We start from the raw sequence: 14,465 nt of genomic DNA, 5'->3' as shown, positions 1-14,465 counted from the left end.
AATGTAGATGTGTCCACACGAAAGGCGCAGGCGGGAATCTTAAAATGCATTGCATTACGACTCCTAATCAAGTTGGGGATGACGAAAATTTCTTAGTGCTTCTGTAGCTACTACTCTTCAAAACGCTTCGACTCCGCTCAGCGTGACAACCGCAGGGAATATGCCATAAGCTTTGGGTATTTCTCATTTTCTTTGTGGTAAAAACTTAGTCAATCTGTAATCCCTCCAAAACCTCATCATCAACCAAATTAGGCAGTGTAATTTTTAAAGTACCAGTCCGTTCCATTTCGCGTTCGATGGCAAAGCGGGCTTCTTTATTTCGTGCCCAGCTTCTTCTGGCAATGCCGTTGTTTACATCATAAAAAAGCATGTTTTGTAGTTTTTCAGCAGCTTGTTCGCTTCCATCCAATACCATCCCGAAACCACCATTTATTACTTCCCCCCAGCCAACGCCACCACCATTGTGGATCGAAACCCATGTGGCGCCCCTAAAACTATCGCCAATTACATTATGAATAGCCATATCTGCGGTAAACCTACTTCCATCGTAAATATTGCTCGTTTCTCTAAATGGAGAATCCGTTCCGCTTACATCATGATGATCTCTCCCAAGAATAACTGGTGCCGATAATTGGCCGGTATTAATCGCTTCGTTAAATCTCAGCGCAATCTTTGCTCTTCCTTCAGCATCTGCATATAAAATCCGGGCTTTTGAGCCTACTACAAGTTTATTTTCCTTTGCCGCGCTGATCCAATTGATATTATCCTGCAATTGTTGCTGTATTTCTGCCGGGGCACTAACTTTAATCTCTTCCATCACCTCTTTAGCCATTTGATCGGTTAAATCGAGATCCTCTTCGTTACCTGAAGCACAAACCCACCTAAATGGGCCAAAACCATAATCGAAACACAATGGACCTAAAATGTCTTCTACATAAGATGGATATTTAAAATCTACCCCATTTGGAGACATAACATCAGCACCTGCCCTACTACACTCCAACAAAAAGGCATTTCCATAATCGAAAAAATAAGTTCCTTTGGCAGCATGTTTGTTAACACTGGCGGCATGCCTTTTTAACGAATCCTGCACATAAACTTTAAACCGATCAGCTGCATGGGCCATCATTTCATTTGCCTCAATAAAACTTAAACCTACCGGATAATAACCTCCAGAATATGGATTATGTAACGAAGTTTGATCAGAGCCAATAGCCACATCAATATTTTCCTGATCAAACCGCTCCCATACATCAACGATATTGCCAATGTATGCCAGAGATACCGTTTCTTTTCTTTTTTGGGCAAGTATTACACGGTTAACCAATTCATCTAAGTTATCGATAAGTTCATCTACCCAACCTTGTTGATGCCTTTTGGTTGCAGCCTTAGGATTTACCTCTGCACACACCGTAATACAGCCCACAATATTACCCGCCTTGGTTTGTGCGCCGCTCATACCACCTAATCCTGCAGTAAGAAAAACTTTGCCAGCAGTATCCTTTCCATAAAAACCCTTTTTGCGGAAAGCATTCATTAAGGTAATGGCCGTACCATGAACAATACCCTGAGGCCCTATATACATATACGAACCTGCCGTCATCTGTCCGTATTGGGTTACCCCTAACGCATTAAACTTTTCAAGGTCCTCAGGTGAAGAATAGTTGGGTATCATCATACCATTGGTAACGACAACACGTGGTGCAACGGTGCTTGATGGAAATAATCCCTGTGGATGCCCGCTGTAAATATTCAGCGTTTGCTGATCGGTCATCGTAGCCAGGTATTGCATTGTTAAAAGATACTGTGCCCAATTTTGGAATACACTTCCATTTCCGCCGTAAGTAATCAGCTCTTCAGGATGCTGTGCAATTGCCGGATCTAAATTATTCTGGATCATGAGCATAATTGCCGCGGCATGAACAGTACGGCAGGGATATGCCGTTATCTCTCTCGCATAGATGGCATAATCGGGCATAAAACGGTACATATAAATGTGTCCGTAGTTTTCCAGTTCAGCCAAAAATTCTTGCGCAAGCACCTGGTGCCATGCTTTTGGAAAATAACGCAAAGCATTTTTAATGCTCAGTTTTTTTTCAACTGCGTTTAAAACATCCTTCCTTACAGGCGCATGGCTTAGTTCTGTATTTCTGTTTTTGTGTGCAGGCAATGTTGAAGGAATACCTGCCAGTATCTGTGCTTTAAAATCCATGTTTTACAATTTTGAACGCTTAATCTAATGTTGATTCTGCCTCGCTTGCAACGGCAACAATTTCACCTTTTTGTACCATTTTAATGGCATCCTCCATCCTATCATACATAATCTGATCTTCTTCAAAATGATCAATTTCGGTACGCACAAAATCGTGTACCTCAGCCAGTATTTTGCCCGGTTTTAATGGATAATGGTAATCAATGGCCTGTGCGGCACAGAACAGTTCAATACCCAGGATTTTTTCTACGTTCTCGATCACCTGCAGGGCTTTACGTCCGCTGATCGAACCCATACTCACATGATCTTCCTGACCTAAAGACGTTGGAATACTATCGGCACTGGCCGGAAAACAAAGCCCTTTATTTTCGCTGGCCAAAGCAGCAGAGGTATATTGAACAATCATAAAGCCCGAATTTAATCCAGTTTCTTTCATCAGGAGTTTAGGTACACCTGGCGTATTTCCTTCCAGGGAAAGGTAAATCCTACGATCGCTGATGTTTCCGATTTCTGAGGCAGCTAAACAGGCATAATCAAGCGGTAAGGCCAATGGCTGACCATGAAAATTACCACCGCTGATCGTTAAATCGTCATTAAATATTACAGGGTTATCGGTTACCGAATTCAGTTCGATTTCTAAAGCTTCTTTTAAATGCATCCATGCCGTTCTGGAAGCTCCATGTACCTGTGGAATACACCTTAACGAATATGGATCCTGTACTTTGGTGCAATCGGCATGCGATTTCATAATTTCAGAACCTTGCAACAGTTTACGTACTTGCCCGGCAACCGCAATATTTGCCGGATAAGGCCTAAGCTGATGAAGCTGTGCATGAAAAGGTTTTTCAGAGCCTTGTAATCCTTCGATCATCATCGCCGAAATGATATTGGCTGAAGCCAGCACATTTTCTAATTGCTGTACCACTTTAACGGCATGCGCAGCAATAAACTGGGTGCCATTAATGAGGGCCAAGCCTTCTTTCGGCCCCAACTGCAACGGACTCATCTGATATTCTTGTAAAAGCTGAGCTGTAGCAATAATTTCACCTTTGTAATGAACTTTTCCTAAGCCAATTAACGGCAAAAAGAGATGAGATAAAGGAGCAAGATCGCCGGAGGCACCAACGGAGCCTTGTTTGGGTACTACCGGTGTAGCACCGATTTCTAAAAACCAGATCATTCGATCGAGCGTTTCGATTTTAATACCTGAATATCCCTGCGCTAAAGCCTGTAGTTTTAAAACCAACATCAGTTTTGATATTTCACTATCTATCGGCTCTCCAACACCAACAGCATGACTTTTCAAAATGTTCTCTTGTAATTTACGGGTATCAACCGCCGAAATCATGGAGGTACACAGTGGTCCGAAACCGGTATTGATGCCGTAAACGGCTTTACCTGAAACCGCTATCCGTTCAACTACCTTACTACTTTCCAGTACTTTATTGCGGGTATCCTGGCTCAATATTCCTTTTATCTCGCCATTGCTGATGGTCAAAGCCAATTTAGCAGTTAAATGGTCTGTTCCATAATTAAAAATCTGTTGCTCGCTCATGTTAAAAAGGTTTTAAACAAAAATAAGCCCTATATTTGATACCTATAAATACCAATTACATCATCATGTAATAACCATGGGTTATCAGATAGAACTTAGACACTTAAAATATTTTCAGGTTTTGGCCGAGGAACTGAAGTTTAGAAAGGCTGCAGATCGCCTTTTTATTTCTCAACCAGGTCTAAGCCGGCAGATTAAACAGATGGAGGAAATTTTTAACGCCCCATTGTTCGATCGCAATAAGAAAAAGGTGGAGCTTACCGAAGCAGGCCTGTACCTAAAAGATGAGGTAGATTTTCTGTTCAGCCATATCGAAAACATTAAAAAACAGATCAGCAATATTAATAAAGGCAAACAGGGCGAACTCCGCATTGGTTTTTTAGGCTCAGCAGCACAAAAAATCGTACCCGAAGTTATATTTAAACTGAACAAAGATTTTCCAGAAATCAGAACCAATCTGGACGAAATGCCCAATAAGTTACAGATCGAGCTATTGGAAAAAGACATGCTTGATATGGGTTTTGTAAGGATGCAACAGTTTAAACCTGGCATTTCTAAACACATGATCCATCAGGATACTTTTTCCCTTGTATTGCCTAAAAGTCATCCCATGAAAAAGGCATCATTTGAAGCGGTAAAAAAATTGGGCAATGAACCCTTTATCTTTTTCTCTAGTGATGACAGTCCATTCTATTACGACCTAATGATGAGCATTTGCGAGGATCATGGCTTTAAACCCAAAACCTATCACAAATCGGTTAATGCGTTAACCATTTACAAACTGGTAGAAGAAGGTTTGGGCATTGCCATTGTACCCACCGCCCTGCAATACGGCTATCAGGAAAACGTAAAGTTTATAGAGCTCACCCATATTCCACAAAGAACAGAACTTTACATGATCTGGAAAGAATCTAACCGGAACCCGGCACTAAAAAATGTAATCAAATTGTTGTTGCAGGATAAAGTTTAGGTTGTAATACCTATCTCAATGAATTTAGAAAAGAGATTATAAACAGTGTTATTAATATCTAGCGGATAACTTCCAGTATCGCCATTGTTCAAACTATAATCTAATTGTTTTTGATCAGCGCATGCTAAATTATCAACCTTAAACCTACCCCATGGATTCTGCTTAATCAAAATAATTTCATCTTCTTCACTTATAACTGTTAAAGAATCAATTAATTCATATTTTTCATTTTGTTTGTAAAGATCCAATTCTTTGAATTTCCCTTCTTCAAAGAAGAGTTGAAACTTATCCAATTCATTCTGACCAATAACCTTAAGATCAAAATTAGAAATTGCTTCAAAAATTAAACTGTCAATCTCATGTTGGCGTTCCAATTTGAAGATGGTTTCTTTGTTTCTATAAATAGACCTAAAAGATAATGTTGTGAATTTATCATCTACAACAACATCGAAAATATCTTTTAATGATGGTTCTCCATGAGGATTCTCATCTAAAAGAAATTTATTTAAATCTAAACTGTAACTAAATTTGAGATCAGCGATTAAACATAGTTCTTTTACTTTCGGCTCATACGTTATACCCGAGGCTTTTGGCTTAATAATTTTCATAAAATTTTATTTACAATTCTGCAACGCTTTCCATGCAGCGTCAGACTTAGTTCTGTTAGTTCCGGACGAGTTCCTTATCGCATCAATCTCTGCTTGCATCTTGGCAAAATCCTTTGAATGAATTGTTACGGTACCTGATGTAACATTCCCTTTAGTTATAGGTATGGTTACGCTTTTGGCACCACCCCTTTGAAGTTCACTAAAGATATTTGACCTACATTTTGTACAAACTCCTACTGGCTTACTTCCTCCTGGATTAAAATCACCAGTTACATCAGTTATATGTACATCTTGACCATTTAACCATCCCTTCCGAGAAAAATCTTTTAATCCATTTATTTCAGCATGTCCGCTCGGAGAACTGCTATAGATTCCCGAATTCCCTCCTGCAGTTATTTTAGCAGTTGCACCATTCATGAAATCGCCCCATGGCATTAAACCGAAAACATCTAACCAGTAGTTGCTATCTTCAACATAGGAATAAAGTTTATCCCCTCCTTCCAGTCCTATTGGATCTTTACTTACATACCCTCCAATCTCTGGATCATAATATCTAAACCGGTTATAATACAACCCCGTTTCGGTATCCTCATATTGCCCCTGATACCTGAACGGAACAAATTCCCTGCTGCCGCTAAGTTTACGGATTTTTCCATAAATATCAAGTTCGCAATCCCACACTTTTTTACCTGCATCATCAAAAGCCTGTACAGGTGTACCCAAATAATCGCTAATAATGGAGTAGCACTGGCCATTAACAATTTTGGCACTTGGGTTAAATTTATTCTGATCGTAAACCCAGGTAATTAAATCACTGCCCAGCGGTTCTGTTTTATCATAACCGAGTAGACCGTCTTCATTAACTACTAAATTTGGCCTGTCGTTTAAGGGGTAGTTCCATTCATGAAGGAGTAAATTCCCATCCCACACGTAACGATACACCGTATTTTTAACAATTTTGGCTTTCCTCCTTCCTAAAGCATCGTATTCGAAACTGATAATCTCGCCATGTGGATTTTTAACCGCTTTCATCATGCCATTGGCTGCCCAGGCGTAGGCCCAGTCACCTTCTTTCCACTCTGGCAAATCGGGTTCGGCATCGGCTAAGATATCAAGCATTTCAGCTTTGGGAACATCAGGGTTGGCCATTCCCCAGTTTAATTTTTTGCCAAATAAACCATTGTCTTCAGATTTAGCAACTTCTTCTTTTGCGAGGCCGATAATATTCCGTTTACTTTTTTGTACCAGGTTGCCTTTGGCATCGTAACGGTAATACCATTGGTCATCTTTAAGCAGTTTACCACCTTTATCGTAACGTCTGTCGCTGCGATCGCCTGTTTTATATAAGTTTCCTGTTTCATCGGGATTCTTATAAATCACTTTACCATCACTATAACTTGCCGAAGAAAGACTACCAAAAGTATCGTATCTGTAATTGATGCTGCCGCCTGCAATGCTGTTTAAGCAGCTATTCAGTTTATCGTTTGGCCCCCAGGCATATTGTTTAAATGCTGTGATGGAACGGCTGGCTTCGACCTTTTGACTAATTGGATGGCCTTCATGGTCATAATCGAATGTCGCTCTAATCCCGCCGCTTAAACTGCGGCTGGTTTCCTGTCCGTTTTTATTCCGGCCAATAGCTGCTGTCCATTCTGCTGATCCGCCACTTTTAGCTGCGATGCCATTCAGATAACCAATTTCATTATAATCGTATTTTATATCGGCCCCTAATGAACTTTTTAAACTTGTCAGATTTCCAAAAACATCGTATTGATAATTAATCTGGTAGCCATCCTGTATTTCCTGGGTGATCATACCCAACGGATTGCGCCTAAAATTAACCGAAGAAAGTTCGTTCTCTGCTGTAATGAGCAAACCAAGTTTATCGTATTGAAAGGCTTCGTAAGTACCATCTTCATAGCTGCTGTACACCAATCGGCCGCTTAGATCGTAATTGTGGTACACGGCCTTTCCATCGGCCTGTATCGTTTTAATAATCTGCCCGTCCTGGTTGCGGATATATTGTTGCTCTTGCCCGTCAAAACCAATTTCCTTTACCACATCATCATTCGCATCCCTTAAAAAGGTATACTCTTCACCTTTTTCATTGGTAATACCTTTTAAATTTTCCCACTTATCATAGGTAAAATGAAGGGCCTGGGCATTTTGACTGGATGATTGGCTGCTTCTTTTTTGTGTTTTTAGGCTACCCATTGGGGTGTAGGCCATGTGCCATTCTTCGCGGCCATCGGTGGCGTAAACCGGAAGATCATAGGCATCGTATTCGAAACGTAAAGCCTCTTCTCCAAAATCTTTCACAAGGATTACGCGGCCCATTTCATCACGTTCCCAGATCGTAGTTTGATCACCATCGGGGCTAAAACGGATCAGTCGACCGTAATCATCATACGTCCAGCGACGTCTATTACCTTCGCTCGAAACCGATTCGATTAGTTGATTTAGACTGTCATATGTCCAATGAACTTCATAGCCATCATTATCACGACAAAATATGGGTAATTTTTGTCCTTCGTTATAATAAAAATCGACTATACGATTATCTTTTTGAACATGTTTAAGCAATTGGTTCTGCTCGTTGTACAACCATGTTTCGTTTGACCCAGCCGGATCACCGCGCAATATCAGGTTATTATTGTCATCATATGCATACTGATACTGCTCGCCATCTGCCGTATGATAAGTGGTGATATTGCCCCTCTCATCGTATTCATAACCGATTACCCTACCCTCAGGGCTGGAAATCATTTTTTCTTCATTATAACGATCGTGTTCATACCAGGTTTCGCCACCCATGGCATCTATTTTTTTGTACACCAGATCGTTTTCATCATAATAATAGCGTTCTACTTTACCATCGCGATAATATACTTCGTTATATCCTTCTTCCGGGAAATAGCTTATCGATCCACTCATAAAACCATCCCTGCCTTCAGTATGGATTACACGGCCCTCCTCATCATAACGCCAGAAATAAGCCATCCCGTTACGGTTTGTTCTTTTCACTACACGATCGTGATCATCGTACTCAAAGCCGATAGCTTTACCTGCCTGATCGTATACTTTGATCATATTGCCGCGTTGATCGTAATCGTAACTCACCAACAGATTGCTGGTGGTTTTATATTGATAATAAACTGCTTTAATTGCCGTACTTGCCTCATTGTGCTGCATTTCGAGCACACGACCAGAATTTTCTACAATGCGGGATAAAAGTTGTTTTTGATAGTAAAATGTAAGGTTGGTGCCGTTATTGTACTCGATTTTGCTTATACGGTAAATATCGCCATCAACTGCGCCACTAAAAAGCGTATAGGTATAAATATCCTGATCAATAGTGAGTACCCAAGTATTTTCATCGGGCCGTTCCATCCAGATTTTTTGTGCACGATCGTACTGTTTGCCTGAATACGGTTCGATATAGGGCAAAGGCATCACCATATTTTCTTTCGGGTGGCTAAAACCAACAATTTCAGCTTCAGGATCGGGATAAATATATAAATCGTAATTATTGTAAACCTGATTGCCCAACATACCTGCAGACGGCTTATCGCTGCGCCACACATTGTTCCAGGCCAGTGTTTGGCCACCAGGCAGTTCGAAATCGGTCCATTCGAAAAACATCGCACCAGTAACAAAATTAACAGGTTCCAAGCCCCAATGACAAAGTTTTTTTGATATGGGATTATTTTTAAAAAGTCCCCGTAATACTTTATTGACACCTTTTAAGGCCGCTTTTGATAAGGCACTTCCTAATTTGGTGAGCCCCCTCATAATACCAAGGGCCGCAAAACGCATTAAATACTCTTTCAGTGTATAATTATGAGGTGCAAATGTACCACCAACCAGCACAGGTTTACCAGTATTAATCTGTACATACATACTCAATAAATCGCTGTAAAAAGCGAAATAAGCCAATGGGTTTTTCTTCAATTTACCAGGTACAGTTGGCAGGGGTTTCAAACCCATCGGTGGGCACCAGCAGGTAAGCACCTGGCCAGGATTAGAACCGCTCATTTCCGAGCCTTGACCTTTTACAGTAGTAGAACCCCAATATACCTCGCCCTCATGTGGCGAGCCGGGGATATTCACAATAAAATAAACTGGAATAGAACTGATGTGCCTAAACGGGAGCAAAACACCCATAACAGTAGTGGTAGTAGTGGCTTTGTGGCGACCATGTACATAAATTGAGCCGCCCATGGGGATACTGGCGGTACCGATTAAACCTAGCGCAAATTTTGGAATAGGAATACTGAAATGCAGGTAATCCATCGGATCGAACACCATCCCAATAAAAGGATGTGGTAAAGGCAAAGGAATAAACCCAAAAGATGGCGGAATGGGAATGGTTGTCCAGTGAAAATCGATAGCCAGTACCACATCAAAATGCTTGCTAACATGTTGTACCGCGGTATTGGCCATTGCAGGCTTTTTAGCTTTTATAAGCTTTAAGGTGCTTTTTGCCGCAGGGGGATTACTTCCAGGGGCAACGCCACCACCACCGCCAACTGCTTTTGGTTCGGCTTTGGTTAGGCTTGCAGATAGGCTGATCGACCTATCGGTAGACATATTCGGTTTACTCGCTTTTACTTTTTTCATCCGTATATTTTTTATGATAATGGATTGGCGTGATTTTTTGGCACTTCAGCCATTGATTTCCAGTCTTCTCCGTAATCCTGCCGCATATCCATATCTAATTTTTTGCCCTCAGGGCTTTCCTCACCATATTTTTTTAACATGATCGATGCGGTATAAGCCATCGAACTTTGTCGCCGTTTTTCAACCGGCATTTTTCTGGCAATTTCCAAACACTTCAAATAATAATCCATTGCTTTTGCAGAGCCGGTTATTTTGCTCTCCGAAAGCTGACCAAGTAAGCGGGTACATTCCATCGCTATAAAATCGTTCTCTATAATTTCTGCGATTTTAATTGCCTTTTCGAAGTACTTTTTAGCTTCATCTTTACCCGAATGTGCCAGTAAGAAACTGCCATAGCTCATGTGGATATGTGCACTCAATAGTGTGTTTTCTCCAGCACGGGCCAAAGCCATCTCATATTGCTGGCGTGCTTCACTCCTTTTATTCTTTACGGCTAAACTTTGTGCCAGCATTATTCTTGCTGCCACTACCGCCTCGTGCAATCCTTGTTTCTGGGCGATTACAATTGCCCGTTCTAAAACTGCATTGGCCTGCTCATGTTTGCCTTTACTTAAATAATTACTTGCAATCAGTATCTGCTGCTGGTAATCACTTTCAGGATCGTTTTTCTCCCGGTTCGTATGTGCTGCCGCATTTTGCATCAACTGGCTCACATCAATACTGATCCTGAATTCGGTACCCTGTTTTAATTTTTTTAAAGTACGGTGTGTATGGTGCTCTGTATAAACCAGTTTAATATTATGGTTATCGAACGCTTTAACACAGCTGCACCATTCGTTAATCCATTCAGATAGGCCAGCTACATCATGGATGGTAGTTGGTGCCAGCTGAACATGTATTTTCTTTAATTTTAATTCAGGATAAAGATTGCATAACCTTATAAGCGCTGTAACAGGCAAGTAGGCATCTGTTTTATAATTCCGGGCACCTTCACCAACTTCAATATCCCAAACAACACCGGCTCTTGTATCCTTCTGCCATAAGTCAAAAATCTCCTTCCATTCTTTAACCAAACTTTTACCGTAATCATTTTTGTTCTGGAATTCCTGATAATGGAGCAGGAACATATCGTTGGTTCTGCTTTCTTCTGTTAATTGGTATTTAAAATAAGCTTCGAATAAATTTACTTCGTGCCGCTCACCCAAACAGAGAAACAGGGTTTCTGATGGATGTTGCCTTACTACTTGTTGCCATTGTTTATCTATCTTAAATAATTCCAGTTGTATTGGGTTCATGGAGCTTTAATGTCGAAAATTAGTTTAGATTGATGGTACCGCTACTGATATTCGTTTCACTTTCACCTCCCACATTAATCTTTTTCGAAGCCAGATTGGCCTCTGTTTCGCCACTCATCGAAAGCGTTTTAGTACCAATATCTAAGGTTTGTGATTCTATCCCGATACCAGAAGTTGGTGTTCCATCTTCAGGCCCTACACCTATACCAATACTGATTGAGGCAGAATTTCCGATGTTTTCTCCTAGTGTTAAAATATCCTTTCCCTTAATGATGATTTTTCCCGTTTTATCCATAAAAATGCTGCTTTCCCCGCATTTAATCAGGATTGATTCTTTAGTTTCGAAAACTGCTTTACCGGCTCCATCCAGCTCGATAAAATTGCTGTCTTTATCCCGCATAATCATACCCGCACCGTCATCCATGGTTAAAGTATGTCCGCTTTTAGAAGTTAAACTTTTGCTGTTGTTGCTGGCACTACCGCCACTACCACTTTTGCCATGAAATACCGAACCCAATACGATTGGCCTGGCAATATTGCCTTCTTCGAAGGTTAGAGCTACCTGATCGCCAATTTCGGGGATAAATACAAAACCCCTGTTTTTACTCACTTTATCGCTGCTTCCTGCATCTGGTGTAATTACCCGCAGCCACTCCGTTACATCATTGGTTTTACACTCCCATTTAAATTTTACCTTAATACGCCCCTGCCCTTGCGGATCGGCATTGTCTATTACATCTGCCAATTGCATATCTGGGCTTGGTTTACTATAGTTTTTTACCAAAAGGCGCTCCGTTGTAGCTACCACACCTTCGAAAGTGTTATAATATTTACCTGTACCATCAATATCATGGTTGATACTGGTGATCAGAAATTTACCCAAGCTTTCTGTAGAAAAAGATAATTCTTTTCTCAAACTCATCGTAATTTCGGCGATACTGCCAATGCTCAAAGCAGCATTGTCTCCAGTTGCATTTACTTTCAATAAATTGCTGATGTGTGCCTTTTCTTCATTCTGCACATGATTTTTAATGTCGTTGTTATTGTCTACCCGGATAAGCGATGGTTGATTGAAGGTTTTGCTATACATCGCGTTAGAAACTTGTATGGCGTGGGCAAGGTCGGGTGATCCGTCACCCTGTCCGCTACTTTCACTCTGGAGCATCTCATCCTGTTTGGGGTTATAAGCAAAACGTTTATTCTTGATTGGCGCAATTTCCATGGCATACTGCAGGTTTTGTACATCACGACCATAAATCAAGGCAACTTCTTTCTGATCATCTGGCTTACCAAAATTCAATTGGTTGCCATCATAGTAAAACCATTCATGGTATTCGCCCGAAAGCCTGTTCAGAAAATCGAAATCACTCTCCCTGTATTGAATCAAGTAATCAATAGGATCTTTTCTAGCGGCATTAGCCACAATTTTAATATCGTTTGAGGGAACATCCGATGTAGCAAGAGTTACGATCGTATTTAAATCTTTATCAAGATAAGAACCTAAATCAGGACCGCGATCGATCAAGATCGTTGGACTATAACCGCTCACAATCAGTACACCATGATAGCCATGGCTTTGTGCCAGTTCTACTTTGGTTACCAGGCCGGCAAATTCCTGTAAACTACCAGAATCGTGGCCAAAGGAAGCAGTAAGGGTTTTACCAACAAAATCGCGACTGTCATTTAAACTGATCATTCCCGGCGAACCCATCTGATCGTGGTTAAACCGCAGCTCGAAAAAATGATGCGCATTAAAAGCTTGCTTTAAACTAAATGAGGCAAAATGGGTAATTGCCTTATTTTCTATGTTAATTTCTACAATGAGTTTCTTTTCCATAAATTCGATCTTTTAGCAAATCCACAAATAAATTCCGCTGGTTCTGGGGTCTAAGAAATAATCCTGATATAAACATTTATAGCCATCCCACAGGGTAAAATGGCCTGTTGCATCACTAAACTGGGTTTTAAAGCAGATAATACCCGATACGCCGTCTATTTTATTTTGAAACGCCCTTAAATCATGATGTGCTATCCAAGTGTCTCTAACTCCTTTTTCCACTTTAATATCGGGTTTTTTATATTTGTGGTTGAGGTAGTCGAAAAATTCGCTCACCCGGAAACAATAGCGCTTTTGATCAGCTCCAGCAATAGTTTCGAACTTTTTAGTATACGGATACCGAGTGGGTATGGCATGGACTTTTACCTTTTCCTGGGCCAGGAAATTCTGTTTTGTGGTATATTTCCAACTAGGCAGGCTTAGGCTAAAAACCTTGTTATTAATACCTAGATAATTAAACGCCCTGCTCATCCTCACCACACAGGTATTGGTAATGTAAGCAGCATTAACAGCCCCACCAATTGTTGCTTTTACCAGTTCGCTACTTGTTGCTGGGTAATTTATCCTTAAATCGGTAAAACTTGGCAAAGAAAGTGGCATGCTATTTTTTGGTTAGAAGTGAATCAAGATATGTAGTACTTTTAAATGATGCATTTTCCAGTGCATAGAAAAATACATTCTTGCTTCCTGAAAGTGAAAGAGTTGATTTAGCTTTCTGGAGAAAAACAATCAGCGTATCATTTGGGTATTCAATATATTTTAAATCACTCATTACCATATACTTCAGGCTATCCATAGGTTTTAGCTTCCCCTTAAATGATTTTAATATTTTCGCACTAAAAACCTTTTCGGCATTGTAAACGGAGTCAACCCTGGTAATATTTACCAGCACAATGTACCCTGCTTCTTTTTTAAGCTCATGCACCATTTCTTTTGGCGGATCTTGATTTTTTTCGCCTTCCTGGTGTTTATTTGTATTAACTAAAGCCAAAGAATCTTTATTAACGGCAGCAGGTAAAACATTCTGCTTCTTATTATTTTGCTGGCATGCGGCAAAACCTATGGTTAAAAGAGCCCATAGTAAGTTATGTGCATATTTTTTTGTTTGCTTCTGTATATTTTTATCGATTTTAAAAGCAAATACATCTGCCATGAGGAAGGTATTTAAATGTTTATTGCGATTCTATTCCGTTTAATTAAGGAAAAAGCATAAGACCAGGCACTAGAGGGGTATCTGTGGCCTGGTCTGCTGAAATTTAGGCTTTAGGCCAATCGTTTTCATGTTCTGCATTGCCCAGCTTTAGCTTACGGGCCGATACCACAAAACTTAATGTCATAGGTGTATTATCGTTTACCGCAATACCCTCG

At 40.5% G+C, this 14,465-nt stretch carries 10 protein-coding genes; 1 reads left to right on the top strand and 9 read right to left on the bottom strand.

Features of this window, described 5'->3' with window-relative positions; genetic code table 11:
* Nucleotides 1-205 precede the first annotated feature (205 nt).
* Both J7E57_RS25160 and hutH read right to left on the bottom strand, forming a co-directional pair.
* A complete protein-coding gene (locus J7E57_RS25160) occupies nucleotides 206-2,212 on the bottom strand; it encodes a urocanate hydratase (RefSeq protein WP_215129373.1) in 2,007 nt (668 codons plus the stop codon).
* A gap of 19 nt (nucleotides 2,213-2,231) precedes the next feature.
* Nucleotides 2,232-3,767 (bottom strand): histidine ammonia-lyase, encoded by a 1,536-nt coding sequence (gene hutH, locus J7E57_RS25155; protein ID WP_215129371.1) that lies wholly within the window; start codon nucleotides 3,765-3,767, stop codon nucleotides 2,232-2,234.
* Nucleotides 3,768-3,843: 76 nt separating this feature from the next.
* On the opposite strand from hutH, the gene J7E57_RS25150 reads away from it, so the two are divergent.
* Complete coding sequence (locus J7E57_RS25150; RefSeq protein ID WP_215129368.1) at nucleotides 3,844-4,737, top strand: LysR family transcriptional regulator; 894 nt, start codon at nucleotides 3,844-3,846, stop codon at nucleotides 4,735-4,737.
* On the opposite strand, the gene J7E57_RS25145 is transcribed toward J7E57_RS25150, so the two are convergent.
* From J7E57_RS25145 to tssD, 7 genes are all read right to left on the bottom strand, one after another.
* Nucleotides 4,734-5,345 carry a hypothetical protein gene (locus tag J7E57_RS25145; RefSeq protein ID WP_215129366.1) on the bottom strand — a complete coding sequence of 204 codons (612 nt, stop codon included), beginning with the start codon at nucleotides 5,343-5,345 and terminating at the stop codon, nucleotides 4,734-4,736. The genes J7E57_RS25150 and J7E57_RS25145 overlap by 4 nt on opposite strands.
* Before the next feature lie 6 nt (nucleotides 5,346-5,351).
* A complete protein-coding gene (locus J7E57_RS25140) occupies nucleotides 5,352-9,965 on the bottom strand; it encodes an RHS repeat-associated core domain-containing protein (RefSeq protein ID WP_215129364.1) in 4,614 nt (1,537 codons plus the stop codon).
* An 11-nt stretch (nucleotides 9,966-9,976) separates the two neighbouring features.
* Nucleotides 9,977-11,260, bottom strand: a complete 1,284-nt coding sequence (locus J7E57_RS25135; RefSeq protein WP_215129362.1) for a hypothetical protein — start codon at nucleotides 11,258-11,260, stop codon at nucleotides 9,977-9,979.
* 19 nt (nucleotides 11,261-11,279) lie between these two features.
* Nucleotides 11,280-13,097, bottom strand: coding sequence for a type VI secretion system Vgr family protein (locus J7E57_RS25130; protein WP_215129360.1), 1,818 nt, complete (start codon nucleotides 13,095-13,097; stop codon nucleotides 11,280-11,282).
* 12 nt (nucleotides 13,098-13,109) lie between these two features.
* Nucleotides 13,110-13,697, bottom strand: coding sequence for a T6SS effector amidase Tae4 family protein (locus tag J7E57_RS25125; RefSeq protein WP_215129358.1), 588 nt, complete (start codon nucleotides 13,695-13,697; stop codon nucleotides 13,110-13,112).
* 1 nt (nucleotide 13,698) lies between these two features.
* Nucleotides 13,699-14,250 (bottom strand): hypothetical protein, encoded by a 552-nt coding sequence (locus J7E57_RS25120; protein ID WP_215129356.1) that lies wholly within the window; start codon nucleotides 14,248-14,250, stop codon nucleotides 13,699-13,701.
* A gap of 103 nt (nucleotides 14,251-14,353) precedes the next feature.
* A complete protein-coding gene (gene tssD, locus J7E57_RS25115) occupies nucleotides 14,354-14,458 on the bottom strand; it encodes a type VI secretion system tube protein TssD (RefSeq protein ID WP_317196572.1) in 105 nt (34 codons plus the stop codon).
* Nucleotides 14,459-14,465: the final 7 nt, after the last annotated feature.

Source organism: Pedobacter sp. ISL-64 (genome assembly GCF_018613605.1).
Taxonomy (GTDB): domain Bacteria; phylum Bacteroidota; class Bacteroidia; order Sphingobacteriales; family Sphingobacteriaceae; genus Pedobacter.
This window is presented reverse-complemented; position numbering and strand designations above follow the sequence as displayed.

Bases quoted from the DNA above. Each gene is read 5' to 3' on its own strand.
- J7E57_RS25160 (WP_215129373.1), bottom strand. From the start codon at position 2,212: ATGGATTTTAAAGCACAGATACTGGCAGGTATTCCTTCAACATTGCCT.
- hutH (WP_215129371.1), bottom strand. From the start codon at position 3,767: ATGAGCGAGCAACAGATTTTTAATTATGGAACAGACCATTTAACTGCT.
- J7E57_RS25150 (WP_215129368.1), top strand. From the start codon at position 3,844: ATGGGTTATCAGATAGAACTTAGACACTTAAAATATTTTCAGGTTTTG.
- J7E57_RS25145 (WP_215129366.1), bottom strand. From the start codon at position 5,345: ATGAAAATTATTAAGCCAAAAGCCTCGGGTATAACGTATGAGCCGAAA.
- J7E57_RS25140 (WP_215129364.1), bottom strand. From the start codon at position 9,965: ATGAAAAAAGTAAAAGCGAGTAAACCGAATATGTCTACCGATAGGTCG.
- J7E57_RS25135 (WP_215129362.1), bottom strand. From the start codon at position 11,260: ATGAACCCAATACAACTGGAATTATTTAAGATAGATAAACAATGGCAA.
- J7E57_RS25130 (WP_215129360.1), bottom strand. From the start codon at position 13,097: ATGGAAAAGAAACTCATTGTAGAAATTAACATAGAAAATAAGGCAATT.
- J7E57_RS25125 (WP_215129358.1), bottom strand. From the start codon at position 13,697: ATGCCACTTTCTTTGCCAAGTTTTACCGATTTAAGGATAAATTACCCA.
- J7E57_RS25120 (WP_215129356.1), bottom strand. From the start codon at position 14,250: ATGGCAGATGTATTTGCTTTTAAAATCGATAAAAATATACAGAAGCAA.